Source organism: Dactylosporangium sp. McL0621, assembly GCF_049995355.1.
Taxonomy (GTDB): domain Bacteria; phylum Actinomycetota; class Actinomycetes; order Mycobacteriales; family Micromonosporaceae; genus Dactylosporangium.
Window position 1 is genome coordinate 2,071,893 of record NZ_CP188259.1, and the last position, 21,948, is coordinate 2,093,840.

Consider the following 21,948-nt stretch of genomic DNA (forward strand, 5'->3'; position numbering starts at 1 on the left):
GAGGCTAGCGCCCGTCGATGCCCCGGATCATCGCGGGGACGCCGAGCCGACAGTTGGTGCGTCGGCCGGGGCCGGTGGCTTGTAGCGGCTCAGCGCGAAGGGGCCGAGGTCGACGGCGGCGTGCACGAGGATCGGCACGAGCAGGCTGCCGGTGAGGACGTACAGCACCGTCGCGCACGTGCCGAAGACCGCGGTACCGGCGACCCCGACCACACCCTGGTAGAGGTGGCCGAGCCCGAAGAACAGGCTCACCAGCGCGGTGGCGACCCACAGGTTCAGGTGCAGCCCGCCGACCGCGCCGGCCAGGAACGCGCCGCGGAAGACCAGCTCCTCGCAGATGCCCGCCGTGAACGCGGTGCCCACGCCCCACAGCCGCTCGACGCCGGTGCGGGGGAGCAGGAACGCGACCTGGGGCGGGGCGGCCGGGAGGCGGCGGCGCAGGAACCGGTCGCGGGCCCAGACGACGCCGATGAAGAGGGCGAAGAGGCCGGCCGCGAGGGCCGCCCCGCCCGCGCCGGGCCACCGCAGGCCGTAGTCGTCCGGGTGCACGCCCGGGCCGGTCAGGAGCGGGAGCAGGGCCACCGCGGCCAGCAGCCACCAGCTCAGGATGTACCGCCGATGGAAACGGACCCGGCCGTCGGGCCGTGACTCGATCTCGGCCCGGCGGCGGGCCACGGTGCCGGGCGAGCGGGCGATGCGCACCACGAACCAGACCGCGAGCAGGGCCAGGACGGCCGCGCCGGCGGGTCCGAAGTGCGGATCGATCCAGCGGGCCACGGCGCTCATCATCCGGCAGCGAAGGGGCCGCCGCCAGCCCTCGCGGACTCGGCGGCGGCCCCTTCAAAAGTTTGGAGCTGCCCTTGTTGCTGTTCCCTTTAAGCGGACGCCGAGGCCGAGACCGAGGGGTTCGCCGAGGGCGAAGCGGTCGTGTCGGCCGGCGGCGGGAGCGCGCTGCCCTTGACGAACTCGTCCCAGGACTTGTCCCAGTCGGTCCAGCCGTTGCCCCAGGCGAGCTTGCGGGTCGTGTTCTTCACGATCACGACGTCGCCGATCTTGGTCAGGTTGTACAGGTACTTCGCGTTGTTCACCGAGACGTTGGTGCAGCCGTGCGAGACGTTGCGCTTGCCCTGGTCGCCCTCCGACCAGTCCGCGGCGTGGATGTACTCGCCGCCACTGGTGATGCGCTGCGTCCAGTACACCGTCTCGCGGTACGGGTCGGACGGGTCGGTGCCGACGAACAGCTCGGACTGGTTCTTGTCCATGACCACCATGTTCCCGCTGGAGCTGGGGGTCTTGGCCTTGCCGAGGCTGACCGGGACCGTCTTGACGACCGTGCCGTTCTGCTCCACCGTCATCTGGTGGGTCTTGTCGTCGGTGGTCATGACGATCTTGTCACCGATGTTGAACGTGCTCGTGACGTCCTTGCTGCCCCAGCCGTTCTTCGTCAGCTGGAGGCCGCCGACGGCGAGCCGGACGTTGATCTTCGTGCCGGACTGCCAGTACTCCTTCGGGCGGTAGTGGACCTCGCCGCCGCTGAACCAGTACCAGGTGCCGACCTGCGGCGGCGTGGTCGTGACGATCAGCCGCTTCTCCACCGCCGCCCGCATGTCCTGCGGAACGCTGGAGCCGAACCGCACGACGATGGGCATGCCCACGCCGTACGTCTTGTTGTCGGAAACCGCGGTCGAGACGTTCACCGTCTTGCCGGGCTTGGCCATGGTCGTGAACGAGACCTTCTTACCGGCGGTGTCGCCGGCCGAGGTCACGGTCGCGGTGTACTGCGTGCCGTACTTGAGCTGCGTGCCGGGGACCCACGCCTTCCCGTCGGAGCTGAGCCCGCCCGCCACCGCGGCCCCCGACGCGTCCGTCAGCGTCACCTGGGCGTTGGCGCCCGGTTCGGCCTGCAGGGACAGGTCGGTCGCGGTGGAGACGTCGTTCGCTCCGTCGTTGGGGGCGGCGAAGGCCGCCTTGGGCAGCTCGGCGGCGGACGCGGAAGCCGAGGGGCCGCCGGCACTGCTGTCGGCGCCGGTCCATTTCGGCTTGACCGAGTCGTCGTTGCTGCAGCCCGCAGCGAGAACGACAACGCTGGTTAGAGCGGCGATCGTGGCCAGTGCGCGTGCGGAGACTCCCATGTCCACACCTCCTTCGTTGGGCTAGAGCATGCACCGGTTGTCGAACCGATGTATCCCGTGTTAGTGCCACCGGTTCAAACTTGCGGGAACCCTGTGGTGGCGAGCGATCTTGCCGTGCATCATCGTAGGAAGTAACGGATGACGAGAGCCATCCGCTCTTTCGACGTCTTCCGGACTGTCCGAGGTTGCGTGACAGTTTTGTAACGGCGGTCCGACCTGGCCGCCCGTGGGATTTGTCACGATCTCACGCGGTAGGTTCAGGCCCGCACGCACGGTACGTTGTCTGGCAACATACGCGGCGGGCGCGCTCGGCATGTGGTACGGACTCGAGTACCGATCATGCAACTTGCGCCCGCTCTTCGCGTACACTGGCAAGACCGCTCCCCAGGGCCGACGTTGTCCCGATTCGCACTCGATGACGTCAGGAGGCCCGATGGTTTTCCCCGGACCGCAGCAGCAGGGTCTGTATGACCCGTCCTTCGAGCACGACGCCTGCGGGGTCGCCTTCGTCGCCGATATCCACGGCCGTAGGTCCCACGACGTCGTGTTCAAGGGACTCTCCGCGCTGCGCCGGATGGACCACCGTGGCGCCCGCGGAGCCGAGCCCAACACGGGCGACGGCGCGGGCATCATGATCCAGATCCCGGATGCGTTCCTGCGCGAGGTCCTGCCGTTCGAACTGCCCCCCGCCGGGCAGTACGCGACAGGCCTCGCCTTCCTTCCCATCGACGACCAGGCGGCCGCGCGCGCCCAGCGGGTGCTGGAGAAGTACGCGCTGGTCGAGGGCGCCCAGGTGCTCGGCTGGCGCGACGTGCCGGTCGACCCGGCCGACCTCGGCGCCACCGCGCTGACCGCCATGCCCCGCATCCGCCAGGTGTTCGTGAGCGCCGAGAAGCTCGGCGCGCCCGGCACCGTGCTCGGCGGCCTCGACCTGGACCGGGTCGTCTACTGCGTGCGCAAGCAGACCGAGCGGGAGACCCGGGAGCGCGGCATCCACCTGTACCTGCCGTCGCTGTCGTCCCGCACGATCACGTACAAGGGCATGCTCACCCCGGACCAGGTCGTGTCCTTCTTCCCCGACCTGTCCGACGAGCGTGTGGCCTCGGCGATCGCCCTCGTGCACTCGCGCTTCTCGACGAACACGTTCCCGTCCTGGGAGCTGTCGCACCCGTACCGCATCATCGCCCACAACGGCGAGATCAACACGATCCGCGGCAACCGCAACTGGATGGCCGCCCGCGAGGCGCTGCTGGCCAGCGAGAACCTGCCGGGCAACATCCGCCGGCTGTTCCCGATCTGCACGCCGGAGGCGTCCGACTCGGCGAACTTCGACGAGGTCCTCGAACTGCTGCACCTGGCCGGGCGGAGCCTGCCCCACGCGGTGCTGATGATGATCCCCGAGGCGTGGGAGAACGACCCGCGGATGGACCCGCTGCGCCGGGCCTTCTACCGCTTCCACGCGTGCCTCATGGAGCCGTGGGACGGCCCCGCCTCGGTCGCGTTCACCGACGGCACCGTCGTCGGCGCCGTGCTCGACCGTAACGGCCTGCGCCCGGGCCGCTGGTGGCAGACCAGCGACGGCCTGGTGGTGCTGGCCAGCGAGGCCGGCGTGCTCGACATCGACCCGGCCACCGTGGTGGCCAAGGGTCGCTCGGCCCCCGGCAAGATGCTGCTGGTCGACACGGCCGCGGGCCGCATCCGCACCGACGACGAGGTCAAGGCCGAGCTGGCCACGGCCGAGCCGTACGAGGAGTGGCTGCACGCCGGGCTGATGGACCTCGACCAGCTGCCGGAGCGCGAGCACGTCGTGTACACGCACGACTCCGTGCAGCGGCGGCAGCAGACGTTCGGGTACACCGAGGAGGAGCTCAAGATCCTCATCGGCCCCATGGCCCGGGTCGGCGCCGAGCCGCTGGGCTCGATGGGCACCGACACCCCGGTCGCGGTCCTGTCGACCCGGCCGCGGCTGATGTACGACTACTTCACCCAGCTCTTCGCGCAGGTCACCAACCCGCCGCTGGACGCCATCCGCGAGGAGCTCGTCACCAGCGTCGCGGCCACCATCGGCCCCGAGGGCAACCTGCTGCGGCCGGGGCCGGCCTCGTGCCGGCAGATCGCGCTGCCGTACCCGGTCATCGACAACGACGACCTGGCCAGGATCCTGCACATCGACGACGACGGCGACCTGCCCGGCTTCAAGGCCGTGCGGGTGTCCGGCCTCTACCCGGTGCGCGACGGCGCCACCGGGATCAAGCGCCGGCTGGTCGAGATCATGCGCGGCGTCTCGGAGGCCATCGAGGACGGCGTGCGCATCCTGGTGCTCTCCGACCGCGACTCCACCGTCGACCTGGCCCCGATCCCGTCGCTGCTGCTCACCGCCGCGGTGCACCAGCACCTGGTCCGCGAGCAGACACGCACCCAGGTGTCGCTGGTGGTCGAGTCCGGCGACTGCCGCGAGGTGCACCACGTCGCGCTGCTGTCCGGCTTCGGCGCCTCCGCGGTCAACCCGTACCTCGCCTTCGAGAGCGTCGAGGACCTCATCAACACCGGCGCGCTGCCCGGCGTCGACCCGGACAAGGCGATCCACAACTACGTCAAGGCGCTCGGCAAGGGCGTCCTGAAGATCATGTCCAAGATGGGCATCTCGACCGTCTCGTCGTACTGCGGCGCCCAGGTCTTCGAGGCCGTCGGGCTCGACCCGCGCTTCGTGGCGCGCTACTTCACCGGTACCCCGAGCAAGATCGGCGGCATCGGCCTGGCCGAGGTGCACGCGGAGATCTCCGCCCGGCACTCCCGGGCCTACCCGGCCAACGAGGCCGAGCGGGCGCACCGGCGGCTCGAGGTCGGCGGCGAGTACCAGTGGCGCCGCGAGGGCGAGCTGCACCTGTTCAACCCCGAGACGGTCTTCCTCCTGCAGCACGCGACGCGTTCGCGGCAGTACGACGTCTTCCAGCGGTACACCGCGAAGGTCGACGAGCTGGCGGGCCAGGCGGGATCGCTGCGCGGGCTCTTCGAGCTGCGCACGGGCGTGCGCCCGGCGGTGCCGATCGAGGAGGTGGAGCCGGTCGCGGAGATCGTCAAGCGCTTCGCCACGGGCGCCATGTCGTACGGCTCCATCTCGGCCGAGGCGCACGAGACGCTCGCGATCGCCATGAACCGGATCGGCGGCCGGTCCAACACCGGCGAGGGCGGCGAGGACGCGGACCGGCTGCACGACCCGCGCCGGCGCTCGGCCGTCAAGCAGATCGCCAGCGGGCGCTTCGGCGTCACCACCGAGTATCTGGTCAACGCCGACGACCTGCAGATCAAGATGGCGCAGGGGGCCAAGCCGGGCGAGGGCGGGCAGCTGCCGGGCAACAAGGTGTGGCCCTGGATCGCCAAGACCCGCCACGCCACCCCCGGCGTCGGGCTGATCTCGCCGCCGCCGCACCACGACATCTACTCCATCGAGGACCTGGCCCAGCTGGTCTTCGACCTCAAGAACGTCAACCCGTCGGCGCGCGTGCACGTCAAGCTCGTGTCCGAGGTCGGCGTCGGCACCGTCGCGGCGGGCGTGGCCAAGACCAAGGCCGACGTCATCCTGATCTCCGGCCATGACGGTGGTACCGGTGCGTCGCCGCTGAACTCCCTCAAGCACGCCGGCACGCCGTGGGAGCTGGGCCTGGCCGAGACGCAGCAGACCCTGCTGCTGTCAGGGCTGCGGGACCGGGTCAGCGTGCAGGTCGACGGGCAGCTCAAGACCGGCCGCGACGTGGTGGTCGCGGCCCTGCTCGGCGCCGAGGAGTTCGGCTTCGCGACCTCGCCGCTCATCGTCTCCGGCTGCATCATGATGCGCGTCTGCCATCTCGACACCTGCCCGGTCGGGATCGCCACGCAGAACCCGGCGCTGCGCAAGCGGTACACCGGCACCCCGGAGTTCGTCGAGAACTTCTTCCTGTTCCTGGCCGAGGAGGTGCGGGGTTACCTCGCCGAGCTCGGCTTCCGCACCCTCGACGAGGCGATCGGCCACACCGAGCTGCTCGACGTGCGCCCGGCGGTCGACCACTGGAAGGCCGGCGGGCTCGACCTGACCCCGCTGCTGCACGTGCCGCCGCTGGCCGACGACGCGGCCCGGCGCCAGACCACCAAGCAGGACCACCGGCTCGAGCGGGCGCTGGACAACCAGCTCATCGCGGCGGTGTCCCCGGCGCTGGACGCCGGCGAGACGATCCGGCTCGAGGTCGCGGTGCGCAACGAGCACCGCTCGGTCGGCGCGATGCTCGGCGGCGAGGTCGTGCGGCGGGTCGGCGGGGCCGGCCTGCCCGACGACACCGTGCAGATCACGCTGCGGGGCGTGGCCGGACAGTCCTTCGGCGCCTTCGTGCCCCGCGGGGTCACGCTGCGCCTGGTGGGCGAGGCGAACGACTACGTCGGCAAGGGCCTGTCCGGCGGCCGGCTGATCGTGCGCCCGGACGAGCGGGCGCCGTTCGTCGCCGAGGAGCAGACGATCGGCGGCAACACGGTGCTGTACGGCGCGACCGGGGGCAAGCTCTTCATGCGCGGCCGGGCCGGCGAGCGCTTCGCCGTGCGCAACTCCGGCGCCCTCGCGGTCGTCGAGGGCGTGGGCGACCACGGGTGCGAGTACATGACCGGCGGTACCGTCGTCGTGCTCGGCACCACGGGCCGCAACTTCGCCGCGGGCATGTCCGGCGGCGTGGGGTACGTGTGGAACCTCGAGCGGGACCTGGTCAACGCGGAGCTGGTCGACCTGCGGCCGGTCAGCGACCCCGAGCGGCTGCGGGCGTACGTCGCCGAGCACCACGCCGAGACCGGCTCCGCGGTCGCCGAGCGGCTGCTGGCCGACTGGGACACCGCGGTGGCGCAGTTCACCGAGATCATGCCGCGCGACTACGAGCGTGCGATGGAGGCGATGCGGGCCGCCGAGGCTGCCGGCCGCGATGTGGATGCGGCTGTCATGGAGGTGGCACGTGCCTGACCCGAACGGTTTCCTGCGCTACGAGCGACGGCTGCCGGCCCGCCGGCCGGTGCCCGTGCGGCTGCAGGACTGGCGGGAGGTGTACCCGTCCGCCGGCGACGAGCTGATCCGGGAGCAGGCCAGCCGCTGCATGGACTGCGGCATCCCCTTCTGCCACGACGGCTGCCCGCTGGGCAACCGCATCCCGGACTGGAACGACCTGGTCCGCAGCGGCGACTGGGACTTCGCGATCGAGTCCCTGCACGCGACGAACAACTTCCCGGAGTTCACCGGGCGGCTGTGCCCGGCCCCGTGCGAGGCGGCCTGCGTGCTGTCCATCGCCGGCGGCCAGGCGGTCACGATCAAGCAGGTCGAGGTCGAGATCATCAACCGCGCCGTCGCGGCCGGCCGGGTGACCGCGCGCCCCGCGCCCGAGCGCTCGGGCAAGAGCGTCGGCGTCGTCGGCTCCGGGCCGGCCGGGCTGGCCGCCGCCCAGCAGCTGGCGCGCGCCGGGCACGACGTCGTGGTCTACGAGCGCGACGACGCCCTGGGCGGGCTGCTGCGGTACGGCATCCCGGACTTCAAGCTCGAGAAGGAGCACATCGACCGCCGCCTCGAGCAGCTCCGGGCCGAGGGCGTGGAGTTCCGCACCGGGGTCAACGTGGGCGTCACGGTCTCCGTGGAGGAGCTCCGGGCCTCGCACGACGCGCTGCTGCTGGCCTGTGGCGCCCTCACCGGCCGGGACGTCGTCGAAACGCCCGGCCGGACGCTGCGCGGCATCCATCTGGCGATGGAGCACCTCGTCGAGTCGAACCGCGTCGTGGCCGGCAAGCAGCCCGCGCCCGCGATCACGGCCAAGGGCAAGCACGTCATCATCATCGGCGGCGGCGACACCGCGGCCGACTGCCTGGGCGTCGCGCACCGGCAGGGGGCGGCCTCGGTGCTGCAGCTCGACCAGTACCCGACCCCGCCGGCGGAGCGCGACGAGTCCCGCGACCCGTGGCCGACCTGGCCGTGGATCCTGCGCAACTACCCGGCCCACGAGGAGGGCGGCGAGCGCGCCTTCGCGGTCGCCGTGACCTCCTTCGAGGGCGACGCCGAGGGCAACCTGACCGCGGTGCGCATCGCCGAGGTACAGGTGACCCGGGTGGACGGACGCCGGCAGGTGCGCGTGGTGGAGGGGACCGAGCGGGAGTACCGCGCGGACCTCGTGCTGCTCGCGATCGGCTTCGAGGGCACCGAGGAAGGGCCGCTGCTGGCCAGCCTCGGCCTGACCCGCAACCGCCGCGGCGGCATCGACACCGACGAGACGTGGCAGAGCCCGGCGCCGGGCGTCTTCGTCGCGGGCGACATGCACCGCGGGGCATCGCTGATCGTGTGGGCGATCGCGGAGGGCCGCGCGGCCGCCGCGTCGATCCACGCGTACCTCGGCGGCGACGGCGCGCTGCCCTCGCCGGTCGCGCCGTCAGCGGTGGCCCTATCGGCCTGAGGTGCTAAACGGGAGCGGGCCTCTTCGGGGGTCCGCTCCCGGGTACCCCCTCGGCCATGAAGCGCCCCTTACTCGTCCTGGCACAGGCCTTCCTGTGCTGGTTCCCGGCCCGCACGGCCGCCGCCGACGGCAGCTTCGCCTCCGACCTCAACATCGCCATCCGCGTGGCCGAGCACTACTGGGGCGCGAAGATCGTCGGCCTCCACCCGATCACGAAGATCATCCCGTACGTCGTGGACGGCCAGGTCTCCTGCGGCACACAGCCGATCCCGGCGCACAACGCGGCGTACTGCCCGATCGGCGACTTCATCGCCTACGACCGGAACTGGTCGGAGCAGGTGTACAACGACATGGGCGACGCGTTCGTCTTCTACCTCCTGGGCCACGAGTACGGCCACGGCATCCAGCAGCGCCTGGGCATCCAGTACCAGTACACGATCTACCAGGAACTCCAGGCGGACTGCTTCGCGGGCGCCATGATCGGCGACTCCATCCGCACCGGCGACCTCAACCTCGACCCCGGGGACGTGGACGAGCTCAAGGCGGCCCTCATCTCGGTCGGCGACCCACCGGACGAGCCGTGGTTCCAGGAGGGGGCGCACGGCTCGCCGGAGCAGCGCCAGTCCTCGTTCTTCGGCGGCTACGACCACGGCGTGGACTCGTGCGACATGCCGGCGGCCTCGGCCGGCTCCGTTTCGTCGTCCCCCTCCACCCCGGCGTTTCCCGCCCCGACCCCTTCCGCGAATCCGTTCCCCGGCACGCGCAACCCCTTCCCGGGCTGGACCAACCCACTGCCGGGCGCGACGACGCCGACGTGGCCGTTCTTTCCCTGATTTGCGCGTTTTTCGGGATCGCGGCTTCGGGGTCGCCGGGGGTCGGGCGGCTCGGCTAACGTCACGGTGCTGGATGCGCATCGTGGCGGGGAGGGCGCGGTGGGTGAGCAACGGGGCTTCGAGGTCGACCCGGGGGCGGTACACACCTTCGGGACGGACTTCCAGCACGATCTGGACGTGCACCTGTCCTCGGAGAAGGTGCAGACCTTGCACCTCTTCTCCGAGACGCCGGTGTTCGGGACCAGGGCGGTGAACAAGGACGTCCAGCAGACGGCGGCGACCTATCACGCCCGGCTCACGGAGCTGTTCGAGCTGATGGAGGTCCTGCTCTTCAACGGAGCGGTGATGGCGCAGGCCGCGCATCAGATCGCGGAGTCCTACGAGTCGGCCGATTCACTGGCAGTGGATCAGGTCAATGTCGCCGTCGGCGACGCGCGGGCGGTAATGGCGGCCGAAAGCGACGCCATCGACCCGAAGACGGGCAGGCCGATCTGATGGCCGAGACCTACCGGAAGTACACGCTGCCGGACCTGTGGAAGATTCTGAAGGACGAAGATCCCGAGACAGGATTCGTGCACGTCAGGACCCTGAATCGGGTGCGGACCGCGCTCGAGCAGCAGCGTGACCTGCTGCGGGCGCACCGTGATCGCCTGGTCGAGGGCTGGCCCCCGGATCGAAGCGAGGCCGGGGCGGCGTTCGTCGACAAGCTCAACGGAATGATCGACACCATGACGGCCACCGCGGCCGCCGTCAGCCGCATCGGCGTGGGCGTCGACGAGGCGTTCGCGGCCATCCGGGACGCGAGGCGCCAGCTCGAACCGATGCTGGCGGCCTACTCCGGGCCCAATCCAGGACGGGGACTGCCGATAGCCGGCGCGCAACAGGCCCATCTCGATCAGCAGGCGCGCGAGGTGCTGATGCGGGCCGACGCCAAGATAACGGGCGCGGGCGGCAACATCAGCACCGATATTCCGGCGGCCGCACGTTTCGGCGAGTCGACGGAGGTCGTCACGCTGGACAGCGGCTCCGGCGGCAACGCGTCGTTGTCCGGTCGCCCGGCCTCAGGCGGGAGCGCCGTTTCGGCACTCTTGCCGGCGCCGCGATTCGATCCGCCGTCTCCTTCCCCGGCCGCGGTCGGAAACAGCCCCGGGTGGGTGACCGAGGGAGGCGGATTGGTGCTGACCGGGGGAGCGCCGAGCCGATCCGTGCCACCGGCCGGAACCTCCGTACCTCCCACGGTGGGCCGTCCGACGGGTGTGATCGGAGGTGGCAGCCCTGCGGTCGATCGCTCGCGCCCGACCCAGGCAACCGGCATGGTTCCCGGGGGTGTGATCGGCGGAACCCGCCCGGCCGGCAGCCCGCGGGAACAGACTTCTGCCGGCCCGGCGGTCGGCGGCGGCGTGAGATCCGGGTACTCGCCGGTGGCACCGCGTAGCCGGACATCCGGACGACCCACGACGTCCGCGCAGGGCGAGCCGGCGAGAAGCTCGAACGGCGGGGCCGGGGGCGGTTACCGCGATCGTTCCTACGAGCAGTACGCCGAGCGCCGGCGAACCAAGCGGGGCAACGACGACGAGCTGTGGTCGGTCGAAGAGGGCGTCAGCCCCGTGATCGACGCTCCGCGCGAACGGCCCCACGATCCCGGTCCGGGCGTCCTCGGAATCGACCGTTGACCGGCTCGGTTCGTCGTGCGGCCGTCTGCGCGGCGGCGGCGATGCTGATGCTGGTGACGACCGCTCGACCGGCATTCGCGGACAACGTGCGTGAACGGGAGTGGCACGTCGCCGCGCTCGGTCTGGCGGAGGCCCACCGGCTGAGCCAGGGCGACGGCGTGATCGTTGCGGTGATGGACACCGGGGTCGATGCCAGGCACACGGAACTCACCGGGGCCGTGCTCCCGGGGAAGGGCTTCGGTGAGGGAAACTCCTCGGACGGGCGGAGCGACTCGTTCGGCCACGGGACGGCGGTGGCCGGCCTCATCGCCGGGCGCGGGCTTCCGAACGGCGGTGGTGTGCTCGGCGTCGCGCCGAAGGCGATGATCCTGCCGCTGCAGACGCTGCGCGGCGATGACGGGCTCGGCGTGCCCGGGTTTCTGGCCGAGGGCATCGACTGGGCGGTGGCCAACGGCGCGAAGGTCATCTGCGTAGCCGGCGGTACCAGCGAGAACGGGCAGGTGCGAGAGGCCGTCGAGCGCGCGTTGAAGGCGGACGTCGTTGTCGTCGCCGCCGTGGGGAACACGCCCCGGCAGACCACTGTCGCCTTCCCCGCCAAGCTGCCGGGCGTCCTCGCCGTCGGCGGCACGGATCGCAACGGGGAGCACGCGTCCATGTCCGTGGCGGGCCCGGAGATCCAGGTCACGGCGCCGGCTGTCGAAATCATCTCGACCGGGCTGTCCGGTGACTACACCGTATCGATGGGCACGAGCGACGCCACCGCGATTGTTGCCGGGGTCGTTGCGCTGGTTCGGGCCAAGTATCCGAGTCTCTCGGGGGCCGAAGTGGTTCATCGCATCACGGCTACCGCTACCGACAAGGGGAAGCCCGGCCGCGATGAGGAGTACGGGTTCGGCATTGTGAATCCCGTCGCCGCGCTCACTGCCGACGTTGCGCCGGTTCCGCCCTCCGCGGCGGTGTCGTCCGCGCCGGCCCGATCGGCTGGTGCGGGTGTGAAGTGGGGGTTTGGGCTGGGGGTCGGCGTTGTCGTCGTGTTGATCGGCGTCTTCGTGATCGGGCGGCGGGCTGTGGCGCGGCGTTAGTCACCTCTCGCTTTGGTGTGGCGATCACCCTTCGCGGGTAAGGCGCGCAGAATGCGGGATACCGTCTATGACACGCTCATGCCGCTCGGGATTGCGCTCGCCGCTGCGCTGCTCGCGCTGCTGTTGGTGCAGATTGTGCACAGGCTGATTCTGCGCGTCGGGGGGCAGCCCTCGTTGCTCACGGAGCTTGCTCAGCGTGCGTATCGGCCTACGCAGTGGGTCGTCGTGCTGTGTGCGGTGTACTTCGCGGTGCGCGCCACGGCCAATGAGGTCTCTTGGCGGCACGCTTTTCTGCACGTCGATCAGCTGGTCGTGATCGGGGCCGCCGCGTGGCTCCTCGCGTCGCTGCTCGTGGTGGCCGAGGACGCGGCGCTGGCGCGGTTCCGCACCGATGTGCCCGACAACCGTACGGCGCGGCGCGTGCACACGCAGGTGATCCTCATCCGGCGCGTGACGGTTGCCGTGGTGGCGGTACTCGCGGGCGCCGTGATGCTCATGACGTTTCCCCAGGCGCGGCTCGTCGGCACGTCGGTGCTGGCCAGTGCCGGGTTCGCGGGCATCATCGCCGGTCTGGCGGCGCAGAGCGTGCTGCGCAACCTGTTCGCGGGGCTGCAGCTCGCGTTCTCCGACGCGGTGCGGCTCGGCGACGTCATCATCGTCGAGAACGAATGGGGGCGGGTTCAGGAGATCACGCTGTCGTACGTGGTCGTGCACGTGTGGGACGACCGGCGGCTCATCCTGCCGACGTCGTACTTCACCGAGAAGCCCTTCGAGAACTGGACCCGGACGGACTCGGCTCTGCTGGGGGCGGTGTTGTTCGATGTCGACTGGTGGCTGCCGGTACCGGAGATGCGTGAGGAGCTCCGGCGCGCCCTGGAGTCCACGGACCTGTGGGACGGGCGGGTGTCGGTACTGCAGGTCGTCGAGGCCACGGGCACGGCCATGCAGCTGCGTGCGCTCGTGAGCGCCGTCGACGCGCCCAAGCTGTGGGACCTGCGCTGTTTCGTGCGCGAGCACCTCGTGACCTGGCTGCGCGACACGCATCCGACCGCGCTGCCGAGGTTCCGTACCGAGATGACCTCCGCGATGCCGATCCACGCGACGCTCACCGGGCAGACGCTCACCACGGACGGTGACTCCCGTGTGTTCAGCCACAGCGTCGACGGGCGGGCCCGCGCGGAGGCGTTCACGGGGCGGGAGCAGTAGCCCCGAAAGGGTGGACGGGGGGCCAGGAGCAGGGAACGCGCGGGTGGACGGCGTCTCAACTGATGGCGCCGGGCCGGGGCAGCGGATACGCCCCGTGAAGGAGGAGCTAGCCTCAACGGTGTGACTCGACGCGCCAAAATCGTCTGTACGCTCGGCCCGGCCACTTCGTCGGCCGAGCGGCTCCGTGGCCTTGTCGACGCCGGTATGGACGTCGCGCGGCTCAACTTCAGCCACGGTAGCCACGAGGACCACGCCTCGGTGTACAACCTTGTTCGGGAGGCCGCCGCCGGCGCCGGCCGCCCCGTGGGCATCCTCGCGGACCTTCAGGGTCCGAAGATCCGTCTCGGCCGCTTCGCGGACGGACCGCACGAATGGGCGGCCGGGTTCACGGCCGTCATCACCAGTGACGAGGTCGTCGGCACCGCCGAGCGGGTCTCGTGCACGTACAAGAAGCTCCCGCAGGAAGTCAAGGCCGGCGACCGGCTGCTCATCGACGACGGCAAGGTCGCCGTCGAGGTGACCGCCGTCGAAGGCAACGACATCACCGTCCTCGTCACCGAGGGCGGCATGGTCTCCAACAACAAGGGCGTCTCGCTGCCGAACGTGGCCGTGAGCGTGCCCGCGCTGTCGGAGAAGGACGCCGAGGACCTGCGCTTCGCGCTGCGCCTCGGCGCGGACTGGATCGCGCTGTCCTTCGTGCGCTCGCCGGACGACATCAAGCTCGTCCACGAGATCATGGCGGAGGAGGGCATCCGCCGCCCGGTCATCGCCAAGGTCGAGAAGCCCGAGGCGGTCGCCGCGCTCGAGGCCATCGTCAACGCGTTCGACGGCGTCATGGTCGCCCGCGGTGACCTCGGCGTGGAGATGCCCCTGGAGCAGGTGCCGCTGGTGCAGAAGCGCGCGGTGCAGCTCTGCCGCGAGCAGGCCAAGCCGGTCATCGTCGCGACCCAGATGCTCGACTCGATGATCGAGAACGCGCGGCCGACCCGCGCGGAGGCATCCGACGTGGCCAACGCGGTCCTCGACGGAGCCGACGCCGTCATGCTGTCGGGCGAGACCAGCGTCGGGAAGTACCCCATCCTGACGGTCTCCACGATGGCCCGCATCGTCGCGACCACCGAGGGCGGCGCGCTCACCGTGCCCCGCCTGCAGCACGACCCCCGCACCCGCGGCGGCGCGCTGACCTCGGCCGCCTCCAACATCGCCCGCAACATCGGCGCGAAGGCGCTCGTCGCGTTCTCCCAGACCGGCGACACCGTGCGCCGCCTGGCCCGCCTGCACTGCGAGCTGCCGCTGCTGGCCTTCACCCCGGAGCCCACGGTGCGTAACCAGCTCACCCTCAGCTGGGGCGTGCAGACCTTCGACGTGCCGTTCGTGGAGCACACGGACGAGATGTTCAAGCAGGTCGACCTGGCCCTCGTCGGCCTGCCGTGGCTCTCGCCCGGCGACGACGTGGTGATCGTCGCCGGCTCCCCGCCCGGCACCCCGGGCTCGACGAACACGCTCCGCGTTCACCAGCTGGGAGCACTCTCACAGGTCTGAACGGACCGGGCGGGCCCGTTGATGCGTAAATTGTCCGTGTGACCGAACTGGTGAGCGGGCAGGACGCGGTGGACGGGCTCGTCCGCCTCCTGGATCTCGAGGCACTGGGGGACGACCGGTTCCTGGGCAGCAGCCCGCCGGACGGCCCCCAGCGTGTATTCGGAGGCCAGGTGGCCGGGCAGGCCCTCGTCGCCGCCGGGCGCACCGTGGACCGGGAGCGGCAGGTGCACTCGCTGCACGGGTACTTCGTGCGGCCGGGGGATCCGAGCGCCCCGATCACGTATACCGTGGAAAACATCCGCGACGGGCGCTCCTTCTCGGTGCGCCGGTCGGTCGCGGAGCAGCACGGCAAGGTGATCTTCTTCATGTCCGCCTCCTTCCACCACCCGGAGGAGGGCCTGGACCACGCCGAGCCCGCCCCCGCCGACGTCCCGCCGCCGGACGAGGTCCCGACGATGGCGGAGCGGCTGGCGAAGTACGAGGAGCGCGCCGGCATCTGGGCGGTCGTGCCCCGCCCCATCGACGTGCGCTACGTGGGCGAGCCCGGCTGGGTCCCCGCGGGCGACCGCCCCGCCGAGCCCCGCCAGCGCGTGTGGATGCGCCTGGCCGGCAAGCTGCCCGACGACCCGGTCCTGCACACCTGCGTGCTCACCTTCGCCTCGGACCTGACGCTGCTCGACTCGGTCCTGTCGGCCCACGGCGCCGTGTGGGGCCCCGGCGGCTTCGTCGGCGCGAGCCTGGACCACGCGATGTGGTTCCACCGGCCCTTCCGCGCCGACGAGTGGTTCCTCTACGACTGCGTGAGCCCGTCCGCGTCGGGGGCCCGCGGCCTGGCCACCGGGCGCATGTTCACCCTGGACGGCCGGCACATCGCCACGGCCGTGCAGGAGGGCCTGTTGCGCCGCGTGGGAGGATGAGGTTATGCGGCTTTCGGCCCGAGTGGACTACGCGCTGCGCGCGGTGGCGGAGCTGGCGGCGACTTCGGCCGACGCCAAGCTGGTGACGGCCGACCGTCTGGCGTCGGCGCAGCAGATCCCACCGAAGTTTCTGGAGAGCATCCTGCTGCAGCTGCGCCGCGGCGGCGTCGTGGTCGCCCAGCGCGGCCCCGAGGGTGGCTACCGGCTGGCCCGCCCGGCCGCCGAGATCTCCCTGGCCGAGATCATCCGGGTCATCGACGGCCCCCTCGCCAACGTGCGCGGCCAGCGCCCGGAGGAGCTCGGCTACCACGGCGCGGCGCAGGCCCTGCAGGACGTGTGGATCGCGCTGCGCGCCAACGAGCGGCTGATCCTCGAGACGGTGACGATCGAGGACGTGGTGACGGGCGAACTGCCCGAGCGCGTCCGGGACCTCGTCGCCGATCCGCGCGCCTGGGTCTGATGATTTTTGCTCGGGTCCGCGTCAGCTGCGGACCGTCGCTCCCGCCAGAAATCCCGGCGTCCGGGGGCGGTGCTACCGCACCCGCTATTTCCTATCGGAAAAATAGTAGATAGGATCGGCGGCGTGACGATCGTCGTGGTTTCCGGAAACCCCCGCCCCCACTCGCGGACGCTGCACCTGGCCGAGGAGGTCGGCGGGGCGCTGGCCGCGCGGCTCGGGCTGGCGACGCCGCGCACCGTCGACGTCGGGGACCTCGGGGTCCGGCTGCTCCAGCCCGGCGACGGGGCCGTCGCCGACGCGGTGGCGGCGCTGCGGAGGGCCAGCGTGCTCGTGGTGGCCACGCCGACGTACAAGGGAAGTTACACGGGCGTGCTCAAGGTGCTGCTCGACCAGCTGCCGACCGGCGGGCTCCAGGACATCGCGGCCGTCACCGTGGTCACCGCCGGGGTGCAGCCGCAGGCGGACGCGGCCCAGCGCAACCTGCGGGAGCTGCTCGGCGAGCTGGGGGCGGTGCCGGTCGAGCCGGGCCTGGCCGTGATCGAGGGCGACCTGGCCAACGCGGGCGCCGCGGCGGCCGCCTACGTCGACTCCATCGCCGCCGGGTTCAGCACCGTCGCGACCGAGGCGAGCTGACCGCGCGCCCGCGCGTCAGTCGTGCAGCGCCGTCGCGACTCGCGCGCGTCAGTCGTGCAGCGCCGTCGCGACTCGCGCGTCAGTCGTGCAGCGCCGTCGCGACTCGCGCGCGTCAGTCGTGCAGCGCCGTCGCGACTCGCGCGTCAGTTGTTCGGCGCCGTCGCGGCGAAGGGCGCGCCCCCGCGCGTCAGTTGTTCAAGGCCGCCGCGGCGGTCAGCAGCGAGCCCGCCTCCTCGGGGGCGCCGCGCTCGGCGAGCTCGTTGAGCGAGCGGGCGATGCTCAGCAGCGCGTACGTCTGCGTGACCCGTAGCGTCCGGTCCATCTCGAGGTCGTCGGCCATGTCCAGCTCGGCGCGGATGCTGTGCAGGAAGCCCTCGGCCGCCTGCAGGTAGGGGTCGTGCGTTTTTGTCGACATGATTCCGAGCGTAGGACCCGCGGCGCGGCAAGATCCGGGAAAGCCACGAAATGACCGGGGCCGTTTCAGGACGGCCGTGCAGGACCCGGCGGCCGGCCTCGTCGGTGCGGCCTGTTCGTCGCCCGGGCGCGCCGGTGCGGATCTTGAGGGTGTGGGTGGAGCGTACCGCCGCGAGCGGAGCGAGCTAACGAGGCTGCCAGGCCGCCGGGGGAGTGGTCAGGCGGCGCACGTGCGCCGGCATGCGGCCGCGCACCACGTCGGCCAGGCTCACCTCGTCGAGCACGTTGCGCACCGCGGCGCGCACGGCGACCCAGAGCTGCTGCAGGTGTTCGGCCGTGCCGGAGTACATCGCCTCCTCCGGGCGTACGCCGCGCACCTCGGCGAGCGGGCCGTCGACCGCGCGCAGCACGTCGCCGACCATGATCTCCGAGGGCTGGCGGGTGAGCACGTAGCCGCCGTCGACGCCACGCTGGCCGCGGACCAGGCCCGCGCGCCGCAGGTCGCCGAGGACCGCCTCGAGGAACTTGCGCGGCATTTCCTGCTCGTCGGCCAGTCCGGCGGCCGAGACCACCGCCGGGTACGCCGAAGCGAGCCCGAGGGAGGCGCGAACCGCATAATCTCCGCGCGCCGAGATGTGCATCGAAAGCCTGCCTTTCCGGCCGGGCTGGTGGCATAGGTTGTCCGGTACCAATGTAGGGTGCCCGTTCCCGCGTGATCGCCGGGGTAGCGTTGTCGGATTATGCGATCAGATGAGCCGCGGCGGGGCGCCGACCACAACGTCATGCGCGAGGTCAACCGCTCGCTCGTGCTCGCCCTGGTCAAGGAGGGCGGTCCGGTCTCCCGGGCCAGCATCGCGCGCTCCACGACGCTGGCCAAGCCCACGGTCTCGGCGATCGTCGACGAGCTCATCGCCGAGGGCCTGGTGCGCGAGATCGGGCCGGGCTCGACCGCGGTCAGTGGCGGGCGGCCACCGATCCTGCTCGAGTTCAACGCGCGGTCGCTGCTCGTCGTCGGGGTACACATCGGGGCCCGGCGCACCACCATCGCGATCGGCGACGCCACCGGCGAGGAGATCGTGCGGAGCGAGCTGGCCACCCCCGGCCTGGGGACGGCCCCGGCCGAGGTCCTGCGGCAGGTCGCCGCGGAGGCCCTGGACGCCATCGCCGGGGCCGGCCTGAAGGGCGCGAAGATCGCCGCGGTCGGGGCCGTGCTGCCGGGGCTGACGGACTTCCACGCCGGCGTGTGCCTGCTCGCCCCCAACCTCGGCTGGCGCGACGTGCCGGTGCGCGACCTGCTCGCGGCCGCGCTGCACGACGCCCCCGTCTACGTGCACAACGCCGGGCAGGCCGCCGCCGTGGCCGAGAACCTGGAGGGTGCGGGGGAGCGGGTGGGCGACCTTGCGCTGCTGTACACCGGGACCGGTCTTTCCGCCGGCATACTGTCCGACGGCCGGGTCTTCCACGGGGTCGGCGGCACCGCGGGCGAGATCGGGCACAACGCGGTGCCGGGCAACGCCGAGCCCTGCAACTGCGGCAAGATCGGCTGCCTGGAGACGCTCGCGTCGGGGCCGGCGATCGTGCGCGCGGCGCAGCGGGCCGGGCTGGACGGGCTCGACGCCCGCGAGGTGACCGCGGCCGCGCACAACGGCGACGCGGTGGCCCGGGGGGTCATCGAGGAGGTCGGCGAGCACCTCGGGCTGGCGGCGTCGTGGCTCATCAACGCGTACAACCCGGCGCTCGTCGTTGTGGGGGGCGGCCTCGCGGCCATCGGCGACCTGCTGCTCGATCCGCTGCGCGCGGCCGCGGCCCGGCACACGCTCGCCCCGGCCCTGCGCGGGGTGGAGATCAGGGCCTCCAAGCTGGGCCCGGACGCGGAGGTCAGGGGCGCGGTACTGCTGGCCCTGCAGCACTCGGAGACGTACTACCGGGTCGTCTTCCGCGCTTGAAAAGGAGGTTAGTTCTTATCTTGAACAAACCTCCGCCCGCGGCGTAACGTGTGGCCTGCAACCCGCCAACACACCCCGCGATGAGGTACCTCATGACTGATTTCCAGCCCACGCGCGAAGACAAGTTCAGCTTCGGCCTGTGGACCGTCGGCTGGCAGGCCCAGGACGTCTTCGGCGGACCGACCCGCGCCCCGCTGGACTCCGTGGAGGCCGTGCACCGCCTCTCGGACCTCGGCGCCGCCGCGGTCACGTTCCACGACGACGACCTGTTCCCGTTCGGCAGCGACGACGCGACCCGCGACAAGCTCATCGGGCGCTTCAAGGACGCGCTGAGCGAGACCGGCGTCCGGGTGGAGATGGTCACCACCAACCTGTTCAGCCACCCGATCTTCAAGGACGGCGGCTTCACGTCGAACGACCGTGCGGTGCGGCGCTTCGCCATCAAGAAGGTGCTGCGCAACATCGACCTCGCCGCCGAGCTGGGCGCCGAGACCTACGTGCTCTGGGGCGGCCGCGAGGGCGCCGAGTCCGGCGGGGCCAAGGACGTTGCGGCGGCGCTGGACCGGTACCGCGAGGGCCTCAACCTGCTCTGCCAGTACGTGCGCGAGCAGGGGTACGACATCCGCTTCGCCCTCGAGCCCAAGCCCAACGAGCCCCGTGGCGACATCCTCCTGCCCACCATCGGGCACGCCCTCGCGCTCATCGCGGCCCTCGACGAGCCCGACCGTGTGGGCCTCAACCCCGAGGTGGGCCACGAGGAGATGGCCGGGCTGAACTTCGCGCACGGCATCGCGCAGGCGCTGTGGCACGGCAAGCTGTTCCACATCGACCTCAACGGCCAGCACGGGCCCCGGTTCGACCAGGACCTGCGCTTCGGGGCGGGCAACCTGCGCGGCGCGTTCTGGACGGTGGACGTGCTGGAGACCGGCGGGTACACCGGCTTCCGGCACTTCGACTACAAGCCCCCGCGCACCGAGGACTACGACGGCGTCTGGGAGACCGCGCGCGCCTGCATGCGCAACTACCTGATCCTGCGCGAGCGGGTCCGCTCCTTCCGCGCCGACCCGGACGTGGCCGCGGCCCTGGCGGCGGCGCGCGTCGACGAGCTGTCGCAGCCGACCCTGGCCGAGGGCGAGACCATCGCCTCGCTGCGCGCCGAGGAGTTCGACGTCGACAAGCTGGCCGCGCGCGGTGGCGCGTTCGAGGTGCTCGACCAGCTCGCGATGGAGCACCTCCTCGGAGTTCGTTCATGACACTCGTCGCCGGGGTGGACACCTCCACCCAGTCGACGAAGGTGCTGGTCTGCGACGCGGACACCGGCGCGGTCGTGCGGGAGGGCCGCGCCGGGCACCCCGACGGGACCGAGGTCGCGCCCGCGCACTGGTGGGCCGCGTTCGGCGAGGCGACCGCCGGCGGTTTGCTGGACGGGGTCGCGGCGATCGGCGTCGGCGGGCAGCAGCACGGCATGGTGCTGCTCGACGAGGCCGGCGAGGTGGTGCGCGACGCGCTGCTGTGGAACGACACCCGCTCCGCCGGCGCGGCCGCGGACCTCATCGCCGAGCTGCCCGGCGGGGCGGCCGGCTGGGCCGAGGCCGTCGGGCTGGTGCCGGTGGCCAGCTTCACCGTCACCAAGCTGCGGTGGGTCGCCCAGCACGAGCCCGACGTCGCGGCGCGCGCGGCGTCGGTGGTGCTGCCGCACGACTGGATCACGCATCGGCTGAACGCGAGCTCCCGGGAGCAGACGACGGACCGCGGCGACGCCTCCGGGACCGGGTACTGGTCGCCGGCGACGGGGGAGTACCGCCCGGACCTGGTCCGGCTCGCGTTCGGCCGCGACCTGCGGCTGCCCCGGGTCGCCGGGCCGGCCGAGGTCGTCGGCGAGACCGCGGGCGGGGCGCTGCTCGCCCCGGGCACCGGCGACAACATGGCCGCCGGGCTCGGCCTGGGCCTGCGCCCGGGCGACCTCGTGGTCTCGCTGGGCACCTCCGGCACCGTGTTCGGGGTCAGCGCGGCGCCCGTCGCCGATCCGAGCGGGACGGTGGCCGGGTTCGCCGACGCGAGCGGGCGGCACCTGCCGCTCGTCGCCACGCTGAACGCGGCCCGCGTGCTCACCGCGGTGGCGGGCCTGCTCGGCGTGGCACTGTCCACACTGGACGAGCTCGCGCTGTCGGCCGAGCCGGGGGCGGGCGGGCTGACGCTGCTGCCGTACCTCGACGGCGAGCGCACGCCCAACCTGCCCGACGCGCGCGGGCTGCTCAACGGGCTCACGCGGGCCAACGCCGGGCCGGCGAACCTGGCCCGGGCCGCGTACGAGGGCATGCTGTGCGGGCTCGCCGACGGCCTCGACGCGGTCCGCGCGCTGGGCGTGCCGGTCGAGCGGGTGCTGCTCATCGGCGGCGCCGCGGCCTCGCCGGCGGTCCGGGCGATCGCGCCGGGCCTGCTCGGGGTGCCGGTCAGCGTGCCGGAGCCGGCCGAGTACGTCGCGCTCGGCGCGGCCCGTCAGGCGGCCTGGGCCCTGCGCGGCACACCGGAGGCGCCGGCGTGGCCGGTGTCCGCGGCCGAGGTGTCGGCCGGTCCCGCCGAGGGGGTCCGGAAGGTGTACGCGGATGTGCGCGACCGGGCGCAGGCGCTCCTGCGTTAGGCACGCTGGCTTTGGACGCGCGCCAG

Annotated in this window: 18 protein-coding genes; 14 read left to right on the plus strand and 4 right to left on the minus strand. The window is 71.8% G+C overall.

Translation table 11 applies throughout. The features are described 5' to 3' along the window. Window positions 1-27 precede the first annotated feature (27 nt). Window positions 28-777: a CPBP family intramembrane glutamic endopeptidase gene (locus ACPPVO_RS09545; RefSeq protein ID WP_426510856.1), complete on the minus strand. Its 750-nt coding sequence runs from the start codon at window positions 775-777 to the stop codon at window positions 28-30. Window positions 778-875: 98 nt separating this feature from the next. Next, window positions 876-2,132, minus strand: a complete 1,257-nt coding sequence (locus ACPPVO_RS09550; protein ID WP_426510857.1) for an Ig-like domain-containing protein — start codon at window positions 2,130-2,132, stop codon at window positions 876-878. A 433-nt stretch (window positions 2,133-2,565) separates the two neighbouring features. Between ACPPVO_RS09550 and gltB the strand changes: the two genes are divergently transcribed. The 11 genes from gltB to ACPPVO_RS09605 all read left to right on the plus strand — a co-directional run bounded on the left by gltB (window position 2,566) and on the right by ACPPVO_RS09605 (window position 16,921). Next, window positions 2,566-7,107: a glutamate synthase large subunit gene (gene gltB / locus ACPPVO_RS09555; protein ID WP_426510858.1), complete on the plus strand. Its 4,542-nt coding sequence runs from the start codon at window positions 2,566-2,568 to the stop codon at window positions 7,105-7,107. Further along, the gene (locus ACPPVO_RS09560; protein WP_426510859.1) at window positions 7,100-8,575 is read left to right on the plus strand and encodes a glutamate synthase subunit beta; all 1,476 of its coding nucleotides are present in this window, start codon (window positions 7,100-7,102) and stop codon (window positions 8,573-8,575) included. Before gltB ends, ACPPVO_RS09560 begins: the two co-directional genes overlap by 8 nt. A gap of 56 nt (window positions 8,576-8,631) precedes the next feature. Next, entirely contained in the window at window positions 8,632-9,408 is a 777-nt protein-coding gene (locus ACPPVO_RS09565) for a neutral zinc metallopeptidase (protein WP_426510860.1), read from the plus strand. A 66-nt stretch (window positions 9,409-9,474) separates the two neighbouring features. Next, complete coding sequence (locus tag ACPPVO_RS09570; protein ID WP_426510861.1) at window positions 9,475-9,903, plus strand: hypothetical protein; 429 nt, start codon at window positions 9,475-9,477, stop codon at window positions 9,901-9,903. After that, window positions 9,903-11,081 carry a hypothetical protein gene (locus ACPPVO_RS09575; protein WP_426510862.1) on the plus strand — a complete coding sequence of 393 codons (1,179 nt, stop codon included), beginning with the start codon at window positions 9,903-9,905 and terminating at the stop codon, window positions 11,079-11,081. The genes ACPPVO_RS09570 and ACPPVO_RS09575 overlap by 1 nt, the downstream gene beginning before the upstream one ends. Beyond that, entirely contained in the window at window positions 11,078-12,163 is a 1,086-nt protein-coding gene (locus ACPPVO_RS09580; protein ID WP_426510863.1) for a S8 family serine peptidase, read from the plus strand. The genes ACPPVO_RS09575 and ACPPVO_RS09580 overlap by 4 nt, the downstream gene beginning before the upstream one ends. Before the next feature lie 78 nt (window positions 12,164-12,241). Continuing rightward, window positions 12,242-13,369 carry a mechanosensitive ion channel family protein gene (locus tag ACPPVO_RS09585; RefSeq protein WP_426510864.1) on the plus strand — a complete coding sequence of 376 codons (1,128 nt, stop codon included), beginning with the start codon at window positions 12,242-12,244 and terminating at the stop codon, window positions 13,367-13,369. A gap of 120 nt (window positions 13,370-13,489) precedes the next feature. Beyond that, entirely contained in the window at window positions 13,490-14,911 is a 1,422-nt protein-coding gene (gene pyk / locus ACPPVO_RS09590) for a pyruvate kinase (RefSeq protein ID WP_426510865.1), read from the plus strand. A gap of 47 nt (window positions 14,912-14,958) precedes the next feature. Beyond that, window positions 14,959-15,828 (plus strand): acyl-CoA thioesterase, encoded by an 870-nt coding sequence (locus tag ACPPVO_RS09595; RefSeq protein ID WP_426514591.1) that lies wholly within the window; start codon window positions 14,959-14,961, stop codon window positions 15,826-15,828. Window positions 15,829-15,832: 4 nt separating this feature from the next. Beyond that, window positions 15,833-16,288, plus strand: coding sequence for an RrF2 family transcriptional regulator (locus tag ACPPVO_RS09600; protein WP_360391890.1), 456 nt, complete (start codon window positions 15,833-15,835; stop codon window positions 16,286-16,288). 123 nt (window positions 16,289-16,411) lie between these two features. Continuing rightward, window positions 16,412-16,921 (plus strand): NADPH-dependent FMN reductase, encoded by a 510-nt coding sequence (locus tag ACPPVO_RS09605; protein WP_426510866.1) that lies wholly within the window; start codon window positions 16,412-16,414, stop codon window positions 16,919-16,921. A gap of 187 nt (window positions 16,922-17,108) precedes the next feature. Here ACPPVO_RS09605 and ACPPVO_RS09610 read toward each other — a convergent pair whose 3' ends face one another. Then, window positions 17,109-17,336: a hypothetical protein gene (locus ACPPVO_RS09610; RefSeq protein ID WP_426510867.1), complete on the minus strand. Its 228-nt coding sequence runs from the start codon at window positions 17,334-17,336 to the stop codon at window positions 17,109-17,111. Window positions 17,337-17,520: 184 nt separating this feature from the next. After that, a complete protein-coding gene (locus ACPPVO_RS09615) occupies window positions 17,521-17,976 on the minus strand; it encodes an RrF2 family transcriptional regulator (protein WP_360391883.1) in 456 nt (151 codons plus the stop codon). A gap of 99 nt (window positions 17,977-18,075) precedes the next feature. On the opposite strand from ACPPVO_RS09615, the gene ACPPVO_RS09620 reads away from it, so the two are divergent. The 3 genes from ACPPVO_RS09620 (at window position 18,076) to xylB (ending at window position 21,922) form a co-directional block, all read left to right on the plus strand. Beyond that, window positions 18,076-19,281, plus strand: coding sequence for an ROK family protein (locus ACPPVO_RS09620; protein ID WP_426510868.1), 1,206 nt, complete (start codon window positions 18,076-18,078; stop codon window positions 19,279-19,281). 92 nt (window positions 19,282-19,373) lie between these two features. Continuing rightward, entirely contained in the window at window positions 19,374-20,534 is a 1,161-nt protein-coding gene (gene xylA, locus ACPPVO_RS09625; protein WP_426510869.1) for a xylose isomerase, read from the plus strand. Next, complete coding sequence (gene xylB / locus ACPPVO_RS09630; protein WP_426510870.1) at window positions 20,531-21,922, plus strand: xylulokinase; 1,392 nt, start codon at window positions 20,531-20,533, stop codon at window positions 21,920-21,922. The genes xylA and xylB overlap by 4 nt, the downstream gene beginning before the upstream one ends. Window positions 21,923-21,948 lie beyond the last annotated feature (26 nt).